This window comes from Streptomyces sp. NPDC043878 (assembly GCF_056435735.1).
Window position 1 is genome coordinate 1 of sequence record NZ_JBWKDW010000016.1, and the last position, 12,506, is coordinate 12,506.

Sequence of the window (12,506 nt, forward strand, 5' to 3'; positions counted from 1 at the left end):
ATGCCGGGGGCGAGCGGGATGTCGCGCGTGTGGATCTTCAGGATGGCCTCGCGGCCGCCCCGGTCGGGCGGGCTGACCGCGACGACGCGGTCGAAGCGGCCGGGGCGGGTGAGGGCGGGGTCCAGGATGTCGGCGCGGTTGGTGGCGGCTATCACGATGACGCCCTCGGAGCCGGAGAAGCCGTCCATCTCGGTGAGGATCTGGTTGAGGGTCTGCTCGCGTTCGTCGTGGCCGCCCATGCCGGAGCCGCCGCCCCGCGCGCGCCCGATGGTGTCGATCTCGTCGATGAAGATGATCGACGGTGCCACCTTGCGGGCCTCGGCGAAGAGTTCGCGGACCCGCCCCGCGCCGACGCCGACGATCATCTCGATGAACTCGGAGGCCGAGGCCGAGAAGAACGGTACGTCGGCCTCTCCCGCGACAGCACGGGCCAGCAGTGTCTTGCCCGTACCGGGCGGCCCCGTGAGCAGGACGCCGCGGGGCATCTTGGCTCCCATGGCACGGTAGGCCTCGGGGTGTTTGAGGAAGTCGACGATGTCGTTGAGCTCGCCCTCGACCTCGTCGATCCCGGCGACGTCGGCGAACGTGGTCCGCCGGCCCTCCTCCAGCTCCACGGGCTTGGGCGGCGGCTTACGGCCGAGCATGCCCCCTCCCCCGCCGAGTCCGGCGCTCATGCGGCGCGCGATGAACACCCAGAGCGCGACGAGGAGCAGTATCGGCGCCAACGAGATCAGGAGATTGGAGAGGAGACTGCGTTCGGCGACGACGGGCTCCGCCGTGACCGTGACCTTGTTCCGTTCCAGCTCCGCCCAGAGACCGTCGTCGGCGAACTCCGGACGCTGCGTGGTGAAGGTCTTGTAGTCACCGTCACCGTCGTCCGAGCCGTTGTCGTCGGGGCGGGGCTGGGCCTTCTTCAGCTCGCCCTGGATGGCGTCGCCCTTGGCGTAGATCTTGGCGACGTTGTTGTCGCCGACCTGCCGGCTGAACTCGGTGTACGAGATCGTCGTGTCGTCGCTCTGGTCGAAGAAGGAGAGCACCAGGTTGGCGATGACGAAGACCAGCAGGGCGGTGATGAGGAGCCGCCACCAGCCCCCGGGCATGCGGCCGCGCTTCTTGGGCTGGTCCTGCTCCGGCGCCCCCTCCGAGCGCCAGGGTTTGTCGGTGCGGTCGCGCGGCGGGACGGGGCTGGTCACTCGCATCTCCTTCACGCCGACGCCGGATGCGGCCGACATTAGTGCGCTTGTCACCCCATTGCGCGAGGGGCCCGTCAGGCGGGTGACCCTCGGTGGTCGGGCTGTGGGGCGCCGGCGCGGGACGGAGACGGAGCGGGCGCGGCGGGCGGGGCGCGGGGCCGCGCGGCCGTATGGGGCGCACGGGCGGCGTGTGCACGCCCCGTGTGGGGCGTCGCTTCGGCCACGCCTCAGAGGGGGCGCTGCGCCGCACACGCCGCAGCCCCCGTACGGGGCCGCCCACTGCCCGCATCACCGCAGGTCGCCCGCCCCGTGGCGCGCCGTCGACGGAGCCTCGCCGGATCGCGCCGCACACCGCCCCGCACCGCCCCCGACGCCACGCGGCGAGACCCCTCCCGCGCCGCCCCGCCCACGCGAGAGGGGCGCACGCCCGAAGACGTACGCCCCTCCTCGCCCCGACCTCGATCGTCAGATCGAGGCAGGCACTGCCTCAGCCCATGAACTTCTTGAACTCGTCCGGCAGTTCGAAGTCCTGAGGGGCCTGCTGACCGGGCACGCCGAGGGCGCCGCCGCCCTGCGCGGCGGCGGCACGGCGAGCGGCCTCCTCCTGCTCCTGCTGCTTGCGCTTCATCGGGTTGCCGGAGCGCTGCTTGCCCTTGGCCTGCTTCTGCTGCTTCTTCTGCCGGCCGGGGCCGCCGCCCATGCCCGGCATCCCCGGCATGCCCGGCATGCCGCCGCCCTGGGCCATGCGGGACATCATCTTGCGGGCCTCGAAGAAGCGCTCCACGAGGTTCTTCACCGCGCTGACCTCGACGCCGGAACCCTTGGCGATACGGGCGCGGCGCGAGCCGTTGATGATCGTCGGCTCGTGGCGCTCGGCCGGGGTCATCGACTTGATGATCGCGGCCGTACGGTCGACGTCCCGCTCGTCGAGGTTGGCGATCTGGTCCTTGATCTGGCCCATGCCCGGGAGCATGCCGAGCAGCTTGCTGATGCTGCCCATCTTCCGGACCTGCTCCATCTGGGCCAGGAAGTCGTCCAGGGTGAAGTCCTGGCCCTTCTTGGACGCCAGCTTGGAGGCCATCTTCTCGGCCTCTTCCTGACTGAACGTCTTCTCCGCCTGCTCGATCAGGGTGAGCAGGTCACCCATGTCGAGGATGCGGGAGGCCATCCGGTCGGGGTGGAACGCGTCGAAGTCCTCGAGCTTCTCGCCGTTCGAGGCGAACATGATCGGCTTGCCGGTGACCGAGGCGATCGACAGGGCCGCGCCACCGCGGGCGTCGCCGTCGAGCTTCGACAGCACGACACCGTCGAAGCCGACGCCGTCGCGGAAGGACTCGGCCGTGTTGACCGCGTCCTGGCCGATCATCGCGTCGACGACGAACAGGATCTCGTCGGGGCGGACCGCGTCGCGGATGTCGGCGGCCTGCCGCATCAGCTCCTGGTCGATGCCGAGGCGGCCGGCGGTGTCCACGATCACGATGTCGTGGACCTTGGCCTTCGCGAAGTCGATGGAGTCCTTGGCGACCTTGACCGGGTCGCCGACGCCGTTGCCCGGCTCGGGCGCGTACACGGCGACGCCCGCGCGCTCGGCGACGACGCTGAGCTGGTTGACGGCGTTGGGGCGCTGGAGGTCGGCGGCGACCAGCAGCGGCGAGTGGCCCTGGTCCTTGAGCCAGCGGCCGAGCTTGCCCGCGAGGGTCGTCTTACCGGCACCCTGGAGACCGGCGAGCATGATCACGGTGGGCGGCTGCTTGGCGAAACGCAGCCGACGGGTCTCGCCGCCGAGGATGGTGACGAGTTCCTCGTTGACGATCTTCAGGACCTGCTGGGCGGGGTTCAGGGCCCGCGAGACGTCGGCCCCGAGGGCCCGCTCCTTGACGTTCTTGATGAACGTGCGGACCACGGGGAGCGCCACGTCCGCCTCGAGGAGCGCGATACGGATCTCGCGCGCCGTGGCGTCGATGTCCGCCTCGCTCAGGCGCCCCTTGCCGCGCAGGTTCTTGAAGGTCGCTGAGAGGCGGTCGGAGAGAGTATCGAACACGGCGGCGTCGGTCCTCGGAGTCGGGGGCAGGGTGAGCGTCTTCCAGGGTATCCGGCCGCGCGGGACAATCGTCCCCGCCTGCCGTATTCGACGGGCGGCACGGGGCCCGCCGCCGGCCGTGGCGCGCGTCGGCCACCGCCGGGACGCCCCGCGGGAGGCCCGGCACCCCACGGGCACCGGGCGGCCCGGAGGCGACCGGTCACCCGCGGGTACCGGCGCACCACAAGGAGTCCGGGCCACGGGAGCGTCCCGGCGTCCAACCGGAACACAGCGATCCCGGCCCCGGGCTCGGCGGGCCTCACGGTCACGGCCGACCGCCGCAGGGGGGCAGGCCGCCCACCCGGCAGACCCCACAGCCGCCCACCGACAGGGCCCAAGGCCGTCCGCCGGCAGGGGCCGCGGTCCGCCCCAAGGGGCACAACCGTCCGTCGACAGGGGCGCGGCCCTCCGCCGCAAGGCGCCGAGTCGCCCACCGGCAGAGCCCAAGGCCGACCGCCCGCACACGGTCACAGCCGCCCACCGACAGGGGTCACAGCTGACCGCCGACAGGCGCAGCCGCCCGACACAAGGCGCCGAGCCGCCCACCAGCAGAGCCAGGGCCGCCCGCACAAGGTCACAGCCGCCCGCCGGCGGACGCCCCGCGTCACCCCCGCAGCGTCTCCTCCAGTTTGCGCGTCACCGACGCCGCTTCCTCGCCGGGGAGCGGTGCGCCCTCGGGGCCGGTCACGTAGAAGGCGTCCACGGCGTTGGCGCCGAGCGTCGAGACGTGCATGCTGCGCACGCGTACCTTCGCGTCCTCCAGGGCCCGCCCGATCCGGTGCAGCAGACCCGGGGCGTCGTGCGCGCGGACCTCGATCACCGTCGCGAGCCGGGAGGCGGCCGGCGCGACCGTCACCCGGGGCGGGGGCGCCACGACACCCCGGCGGCGCGGGTAGGCCGCGTCCCGTTCGGCGAGCCGGCCCGTGAGTTCCAGCGAGCCGTCCAGCGCGCGGACGAGATCGGCGCGCAGCCGGGCGGCCTGGGGCAGCGAGCCGTACTCGGCGGCGACCCGCCAGTTCAGCAACAGGACGGAACCATCGACGCCGTCCGGGAGGTCGAGGGCGCGCAGTTCCGCGGTGCGCACGGTCAGCCGGTGCATGGCGAGAACACCGGCCACCGCGGGCAGCACGCCCGCCTGGTCCGGTACGGCGATGAGCAGTTCCACGCCGAGCGGCTCGGGGTCGCCGACGGGCTGCTCCTCGGTGGGCGGCGGCTCGGTCTGGGCGCGCAGCGCCAGGACGGGGCTGCCGGTGGCGACCGCCTCGATGGCGAGTCGTTCCTGCTCGGCGGTGGGGGCGAGGGCCTCGGGCTCTTCGGGGGCGTCCCCGGCGAGCACCGCGGCGACCCGTTTGACCAGGTCGGTGACGAGGGAGCCGCGCCAGGACGACCACGCGGCAGGACCGGTGGCCAGGGCGTCGGCCTCGGTCAGCGCGTGCAGCAGCTCCAGGGTGCTCTGGGTGCCGACGGCCTCGGCGACCGAGCGCACGGTGGCCGGGTCCTCCAGGTCGCGCCGGGTGGCCGTCTCGATGAGCAGCAGGTGGTGCCGTACCAGGGTGGCGAGGACGGCCACGTCCGCGCGGTCGAAGCCGATGCGGGCGGCCACGTCCTTGGCGATGATCTCGCCGGCCACGGAGTGGTCGCCGGGCCAGCCCTTGCCGATGTCGTGCAGCAGGGCGGCCACCAGGAGCAGGTCGGGGCGGCTGACGCGGCGGGCGAACTCGGAGGCGCGGACGGCGGTCTCGATGAGGTGCCGGTCGACGGTCCAGATGTGCACCGCGTTGCGCTGCGGGCGGCAGCGCACCCGCTCCCAGTCGGGCAGCAGCTGGGTGATCAGGCCCGCGGCCTCCAGCCCCTCCCAGACCTCGATGGTCGGGGTGCCGGAGCCCAGCAGGGTGACGAGCTGTTCCCGGGCCTCGGCCGGCCAGGGCGTGGGCAGCGGGCGCACGGTGGCCGCGAGGCGCCGGACGGCGTGCAGGGAGAGCGGGAGGCCGGCCTGCGCGGCGGCGGCCGCGGCGCGCAGCGGGAGGACGGGGTCGCGTTCGGGGCGGGCGGCCCGGGCGAGCACCACCTCGCCGTCCTGTTCCACCACGCCCTCGGCCAGCGGGGAGCGCTCGGCGACCGGTTTGCCGCCGCCGAGCATGGCGCGCAGCCGCGGCCGTACGGCGCGGGAGCGCAGCACCCGCTCGACCTCGCGCCAGGTGACGTCGCTGGCGTACGAGATGACGCGGGCCGCTTCGTAGACCTGCCGCAGGAGGGTGTCCGCGTCGAGGAGGCCGAGCTCGGCGGCCACCTGGTCCTGTTCCTGGAGGGCGAGCCGGTCGGTGGCCCGGCCGGTCGTCAGGTGCAGCGCGTCGCGGACGTCGAGCAGCCGGCGCCGGGCGTCGTCGAGGCCCTCGCGCGGGGCGTCGGCCAGCCAGGAGGCGGCTACGGCGCGCAGGGCGGTGGCGTCGCGCAGGCCGCCGCGGGCCTCCTTGAGGTCGGGCTCCAGGAGGTACTGCAGCTCGCCCTGGCGTTCGGCGCGCTCGGTGCACAGTTCGTGGAGTTCGGGGAGGCGTTTGGGGGCCTGGTTGCGCCAGTCGGCGAGGACGGCGGTGCGCAGTCCGGCGGTGAGGCCGAGGTCGCCGGCGAGGTGGCGGGCGTCGAGCAGGCCGAGCTGGACCTTGAGGTCCTCGCCGGCCGTCTTCCGGGCCTCGGCCGGAGTGCGGACCGAGTGGTCCAGGGCAAGGCCGAGGTCCCACACGGGGTACCAGAGGCGGTCGGCCAGGGCGGCGACCGCGGCGGAGTCGCTGCCGTCGTGCAGCAGGAGCAGGTCCAGGTCGCTGCGGGGGGACAGCTCGCCGCGGCCGTAGCCGCCGACGGCGACGAGGGACGCTCCGCGCAGTCCCCCGGTGGCCGCCTCGAAGAGGCCGGAGAGCCAGTCGTCGGTCAGTTCGCTGAGGGCCGCACGGCGCGGCGGCCCGGACCGCGCCGCCTCCTGGAGGAGGCGCAGCCGGGCCGCCGCGTAGCCGCTGGGTCCCGAGTCGTCTGCTTCCTTGCTCACGTGCCTACTCGTCACCCAGCGACTCCTGTCGTTCTTCTGTTGAACGCGTCCAGCTCTTCAGAGCGCGTCCGGGCCGCGCTCGCCGGTCCGCACCCGGACGGCCGTCTCGACCGGCAGGGACCAGACCTTGCCGTCACCGATCTTGCCGGTCCTGGCCGCCTTGACGATGACGTCGATCAACTGCTCGGCGTCGTCGTCCTCGGCCAGCACCTCGATGCGGATCTTGGGGACCAGGTCGACCGTGTACTCGGCACCGCGGTAGACCTCGGTGTGGCCCCGCTGACGACCGTAGCCGCTCGCTTCGGTGACCGTCAGGCCGTGGACCCCGAAGGCCTGCAGGGCCTCCTTGATCTCGTCGAGCCGGTGGGGCTTCACGACGGCGGTGATGAGCTTCATGCGTCCACCTTCTTGCTCGCGGTGTCGGCGACCGGGGCGGGACCAGCGGTCCGGACGGCACCGCCGCCGGCGCCGCTGAAGTCGTATGCGGTCTCGGCGTGCTCGGCCTGGTCGATACCGGCCACCTCGTCGTCCTCGGGGACCCGCATGCCGATCGTCTTGTCGATCAGGAAGGCGAGGACCGCGGAGGCGACCAGCGAGTAGGCGAGGACCGCGAAGACGCCGGCGCACTGCTTCCAGAACTGGGTCAGACCGCCGCCGTAGAAGAGACCCTCGACGGTGGACTGGCCCTTGCCGCTGGCGAACAGGCCGATCAGCAGGGAGCCGATGACTCCGCCGACCATGTGAACGCCGACCACGTCGAGGGAGTCGTCGTAGCCGAACCGGTACTTCAGGCCGACGGCCATGGCGCACAGCAGACCGGCGATGGCGCCGACGGCGATCGCGCCGAGCGGGGAGACCGCACCACCCGAGGGGGTGATGGCGACCAGGCCGGCGACGGCACCGGAGGCGGCGCCCAGCGTGGTGAACGTGCCGTGGCGGATCTTCTCGTAGATGAGCCAGGCCAGCATGGCGGCGGCGGTGGCGACCTGCGTGTTGACGAACATCAGCGCGCCGACGCCGTCGTCGTTGCCGAGCCAGGAGCCGGCGTTGAATCCGAACCAGCCGAACCACAGGAGACCGGAGCCGAGCATGACCAGCGGGAGGCTGTGCGGGCGCATCGGGTCCTTCTTGAAGCCGACCCGCTTGCCGATGACCAGGATCACGCCGAGCGCCGCGGCACCCGCGTTGATGTGGACCGCCGTACCACCGGCGAAGTCGATCACGCCGAGTTCGAAGGCCCAGCCGCCGGCGCCCCAGACCCAGTGCGCGACCGGGAAGTAGACGACCGTGGCCCACAGCGCGACGAACAGTGCCCAGGCCGTGAACTTCACGCGGTCCGCGAGGGCGCCGCTGATCAGGGCGGGCGTGATGATGGCGAACATCATCTGGAAGACCATGAAGACGAAGACCGGGATGGTGTATCCGGGCCACAGCTCCGTCAGCCCGATGTGGCTGAGCCCCACCCAGTCGGACGTCCAGCCGATGAAGCCGCCGGAGTCCGTACCGAAGGCCATGGAGAAGCCGTACAGCACCCAGAGGATGGTGACGATGCCGATGCTGATGAAGCTCATCATCAGCATGTTGAGCGTGCTCTTGACGCGGACCATGCCTCCGTAGAAGAAGGCGAGGCCCGGGGTCATGATCAGCACCAGGGCGGAACAGATGAGCATGAAGCCGGTGTTGGCGGCAGAGAGCTTGGGTGCCTCTGCGGCTAGCGTGATGGCTGGGGCCATCGGCGTCTCCTCGTCGTTGGTACGGCCCCGTGCGGGCGAAGCCTGAGCGGATTTGAGGGGTGGGCCGGTTATGCGCCATGAGATTGACGCAGCGCGGTTTCGGCGGACGCCCCTCGTTGTTTCGCCGCCGTGACGAAGGCGCCCTGTGCGTTACGCGTCGATGAACTGCCTGATGTTCGCCGAGTGGATCGTTATCGTGGCGCAACCTTCGGAGAGGGACGCAAACCGGCCGCGGACGGCTCTCCGACGACCTGGCATGGGGGAGCCGAGTCGGGCTGTTCGGGAGGGCCGGCCGCGGCCGGGGCTCAGGGGGGATCAGACCGCTTCGGCGGTCTCCGGCAGCTCTGCCGCGAGCTTGTCGGTGAGGTTCACGACCTCGGCGAGGTCCCCGAAATCGCGTACGGCCGTGTCGACCGTTTTCCGGATACGAGTGTTGACCCGCTCGGAGCGCACCTTCCTGGCGATCTGCATGGCCCGCCCCGCGAGCACCGTGCTCTGTTCGGGCTCGCGGCGCAGCAGGTGGACGGTGGCCATGCCGATCAGGTTCAGTGCGTACGACCGCTGGTGCTCGTCGTCGTCGGCGAAGAGGTCCACCGCTCGCTGCATGAGGGGCTCGGCCAGGGAGGCGTACGTGGGGCTGCGGCCGGCGACGTAGGCCAGGTCGCGGTAGGAGTGGGAGTTCTCGCCGTACAGCTCGGCCTCGGAGAAGAAGCGGATCCAGTCGGGGTCCGGCTCGTCCCAGTCGTCGGCGTCGGCGAAGACGTCCTCGGCCATCCGGACCGCCCGCTTGCACTTGCCGGGCTGGCCCATGTTGGCGTACGCCCGCGCCTCCATCGCATACAGCATGGACTGGGTGCGCGGACTCGCGCAGTCCCGGCTGCCGTACTGCGCGAGGTGGATCAGTTCCAGGGCGTCGTCGGGCCGCCCGAGGTGGATCATCTGGCGGCTCATGCTGGACAGCACGTACGAGCCGAGCGGCTTGTCGCCGGCCTCCTTGGCCGCGTGCAGGGCGAGGACGAAGTACTTCTGGGCGGTGGGCTGCAACCCCACGTCGTACGACATCCAGCCGGCCAGCTCGGCCAGTTCGGCGGCGACCTTGAAGAGCTTGTGGGTGGTGTGCTCGGGCTGCGGTTCCTGGAGCAGGTCGGTCACCTCGTGCAGCTGGCCGACGACCGCCTTGCGGCGCAGGCCGCCGCCGCACTGGGCGTCCCACTGGCGGAACATGACGGTGGTGGACTCCAGGAGCTCCAGCTCGGGCCGGGACAGCCGGCCGGCCCGGCGGCTCGCGGCCGAGACCTCGGGGTCCTGCTGCGGGGAGCCGGGGTCGGAGGACGGGTGCCGCGGGGGCGTCTGCGCGGGCACCAGCCAGCGCTGCATCGGTTCGATGAGGGACGGGCCCGCGGACAGGACCAGCGAGGATCCGAGGAAGCCGCGCCGCGCCAGCATCAGGTCGCTGCGCGAGAACTCGCTGAGCAGGGCCACGGTCTGGGGGCCCGTCCAGGGCAGGTCGACGCCGGAGACGGACGGGCACTGGCGGGTGGCGCGCAGCCCGAGGTCCTCGACGGAGACCACGCAGCCGAACCGCTCGGAGAACAGCTCGGACAGGATCCTGGGAATCGGTTCGCGCGGGTTCTCGCCGTCCAGCCAGCGGCGCACCCGGGAGGTGTCCGTGGAGATGTGGTTGGCGCCCAACTGGCGTGCCCGGCGGTTGACTTGGCGGGCCAGCTCGCCTTTGGACCAGCCGCTGCGCACGAACCACGAGGAGAGCAGTTCGTTGGGGCGCTTGTCAGCCTGCACGGCGTTTCCAGCGCCTGTCCCGCTTCCGCCGTTGCCGCCCACTGGAACGCCCCCATCCCTGAGACCACTTGTCACCGAGTGCGCCAAGCCCTATCAGAATGCCGGTAAATACCGCCGCCCGTACGGTGGTCGTCACCCTTCGAACGGGAAGCCGCCTTGCCTCCGGCATACCCACAAGCGCATGTGCCCCCAGGACTCGTGCACTCACAGTAATCCCACGATCACCCGTCCAGCCATGGCGAACGCGTAAACGCCACCATTCGCCACCCCTTCGAATGAACTAACGGTTGCCCGCGCACGATTCACTTGACATAGGGCGAACCAGAGTCGGCGAAGCGGTGCACTCGGGGGCGCGTACGGCCGGGTGCACCACCCGGGACACGTCCGGGCGCCGCGTGGAACCAGAAGTCGTGACAGAGGGTCACGGTTCGGCTTCACCGCGTAACCATCGGTGCGCTGGACCCGTTGGAGGGGGCATGGACTTCACGATCGGCGGTATTCGGGAGATCCGCTCCGGCTCGCGTCGGCGCGGCCGCTCCTCGGAGTGCACCGCCGTCGCCGAGTTCACCGGACTGTGGGGCTGGGAGGTCGTGCCGGGTGCGCGGGCCGCCGCCGGCACCTGCTCCTGCGGCCGCGCCGACTGCCCCGCGCCGGGCGCCCACCCGCTCGCCTTCGCACCGCAGGTCCGGGCCGGTGCCACGCTCGACGAAGTGACCCGCATCTGGGGGGAGTTCCCCGGCGCCTCGGTGATGCTGCCGGTCGGCCGGGCCTTCGACGTGATCGAGGTGGCCGAGGCCGCCGGGCGCCGCGCGCTGGTCCGCCTGGAGCGCATGGGCCTGCCCCTCGGCCCGGTGACGGTGACGCCGGAGGGCCGCGCCCAGTTCCTCGTAGCCCCCGGCGCCGCCGCCGGACTCTCCGACCTGCTCTACCGCATGGGCTGGGACGACCCGTGCTCCCTCGACCTGCGCGGCCTCGGCCCGGGTACGTCCGTCACGGCCCCGCCCTCCGACCGCGGGGGCCTGGGCCCGGTGCGCTGGCTGCGCTCCCCCGCCCTGGACGCCTCGGCGAAACCGCCGGCCGCGCGCCTGCTGCTGGGCACACTGGCGTACGTGGCGCACCGGTCACGCGCGTAGGCCCGGCGAGCGGCGGGGCGCGTCACCCGGCGGCCGCGGCGCGGGCCGCCCTGGAACGCACGGACTCGGACGAGGCGGCCGGCGCCGAGCGGCCGGCACGGCGAAGCGCCCGTCCCCGACCGTGTGTCGGGGGCGGGCGCTTCTTCGTTCCCGGCTCGCGCCTGCGGTGCGTCCGGTTCCGGTGGTTCGCCGGCTTCCGTGGTTCGTCCGGTCCGCCGCCGGGAGGGGTTCGGCCGGCGCCGTCCTACTCGCCGACAAGGGCGTCGACGAACGCCTCCGGGTCGAACGGCGCCAGGTCGTCGGCGCCCTCGCCGAGACCGATCAGCTTGACCGGTACGCCCAGCTCGCGCTGGACCGCGACCACGATGCCGCCCTTCGCCGTACCGTCCAGCTTGGTGAGCACGATGCCGGTGATGTCCACGACCTCGGCGAAGACCCGCGCCTGCACCAGACCGTTCTGTCCCGTCGTCGCGTCCAGGACGAGCAGCACCTCGTCGAGCGGGGCGTGCTTCTCGACCACGCGCTTGACCTTGCCGAGCTCGTCCATGAGTCCGGTCTTGGTGTGCAGCCGGCCGGCGGTGTCGATGAGCACCACGTCGGCGCCCATCTCCTTGCCCTCCTTGACCGCGTCGAAGGCGACGGAGGCGGGGTCGCCGCCCTCCGGTCCGCGCACGGTGTGGGCGCCGACCCGCTCGCCCCAGGTCTGGAGCTGGTCGGCGGCGGCGGCCCGGAAGGTGTCGGCGGCGCCGAGGACGACGCTGCGGCCGTCGGCCACCAGGACCCGGGCGAGCTTGCCGGTGGTCGTGGTCTTGCCGGTGCCGTTGACGCCGACGACCATCACGATGCCGGGCTTGCCGGTCCCGGGCTCGGTCCGGACCGCGCGGTCGGCGTCGGTGCGGACCAGCTTGAGCAGCTCGTCGCGCAGCAGCGCGCGCAGCTCGTCCGGGGTCCGGGTACCGAGCACCCGCACACGCTCGCGCAGGCCCTCGACCAGTTCCTGGGTGGGCAGCACGCCGACGTCGGCGGTGAGCAGGGTCTCCTCGATCTCCTCCCAGGTGTCCTCGTCGAGATGCTCGCGCGACAGGAGCGTGAGCAGTCCCTTGCCGAGGGCGTTCTGGGACCGGGAGAGCCTGGCCCGCAGGCGGATGAGGCGTCCGGCCGTCGGCTCGGGCACCTCGATCTCGGGGACTTCGAGTTCGGGGACGACGAGCGGCTCCTCGACGGCCGCGGGGGCCGAGCCGTCCGGAAGATCCACCTCCTCTATCGTCCGGCGCGGTTCGTCGTGCGGCGTCTCGGCCTCGTCGCCGACGTGCGGCTCGGCCGGAGGGGCGGTGATGTCGGGGGCGGTGGGGGGCGGCGGTGGCAGCGACTTCCGGCGCCGGCTGCCGACGACCAGCCCTCCGAGCGCACCGAGCACGACCACGGCGATGACTACAGCAAGGATGACGGTTTCCATAACAGCTCCAGTATGGCGTGACCCCCCGCCCGCTCCCCGGTTGCCCGCGCGGGGGCCGGGCGAACGGGGTGGGC

At 72.4% G+C, this 12,506-nt stretch carries 8 protein-coding genes; 1 reads left to right on the forward strand and 7 read right to left on the reverse strand.

The genetic code is table 11. The features are described from left to right. The 6 genes from AC07AZ_RS22280 to nsdA all read right to left on the reverse strand — a co-directional run. On the reverse strand, window positions 1-1,193 hold a 1,193-nt coding region (locus AC07AZ_RS22280), incomplete at its 3' end, for an ATP-dependent metallopeptidase FtsH/Yme1/Tma family protein (RefSeq protein ID WP_478850350.1). A 487-nt stretch (window positions 1,194-1,680) separates the two neighbouring features. Beyond that, window positions 1,681-3,234, reverse strand: coding sequence for a signal recognition particle protein (gene ffh, locus AC07AZ_RS22285; RefSeq protein ID WP_478850352.1), 1,554 nt, complete (start codon window positions 3,232-3,234; stop codon window positions 1,681-1,683). A 643-nt stretch (window positions 3,235-3,877) separates the two neighbouring features. Continuing rightward, on the reverse strand, window positions 3,878-6,328 hold the full coding sequence (locus AC07AZ_RS22290) for a [protein-PII] uridylyltransferase (protein ID WP_478850354.1): 2,451 nt from the start codon (window positions 6,326-6,328) through the stop codon (window positions 3,878-3,880). Between the two features lie 42 nt (window positions 6,329-6,370). After that, complete coding sequence (locus AC07AZ_RS22295; RefSeq protein ID WP_003997576.1) at window positions 6,371-6,709, reverse strand: P-II family nitrogen regulator; 339 nt, start codon at window positions 6,707-6,709, stop codon at window positions 6,371-6,373. Continuing rightward, a complete protein-coding gene (locus AC07AZ_RS22300; protein ID WP_478850356.1) occupies window positions 6,706-8,046 on the reverse strand; it encodes an ammonium transporter in 1,341 nt (446 codons plus the stop codon). The genes AC07AZ_RS22295 and AC07AZ_RS22300 overlap by 4 nt, the downstream gene beginning before the upstream one ends. A 315-nt stretch (window positions 8,047-8,361) precedes the next feature. Then, entirely contained in the window at window positions 8,362-9,885 is a 1,524-nt protein-coding gene (gene nsdA / locus AC07AZ_RS22305) for a transcriptional repressor NsdA (protein WP_478850358.1), read from the reverse strand. Window positions 9,886-10,319: 434 nt separating this feature from the next. Here nsdA and AC07AZ_RS22310 point away from each other — a divergent pair, with 434 nt between their 5' ends. Beyond that, a complete protein-coding gene (locus tag AC07AZ_RS22310) occupies window positions 10,320-10,976 on the forward strand; it encodes a bifunctional DNA primase/polymerase (protein ID WP_478850360.1) in 657 nt (218 codons plus the stop codon). Between the two features lie 244 nt (window positions 10,977-11,220). Here AC07AZ_RS22310 and ftsY read toward each other — a convergent pair whose 3' ends face one another. Continuing rightward, window positions 11,221-12,432 carry a signal recognition particle-docking protein FtsY gene (ftsY, locus tag AC07AZ_RS22315; protein ID WP_478850362.1) on the reverse strand — a complete coding sequence of 404 codons (1,212 nt, stop codon included), beginning with the start codon at window positions 12,430-12,432 and terminating at the stop codon, window positions 11,221-11,223. Window positions 12,433-12,506: the final 74 nt, after the last annotated feature.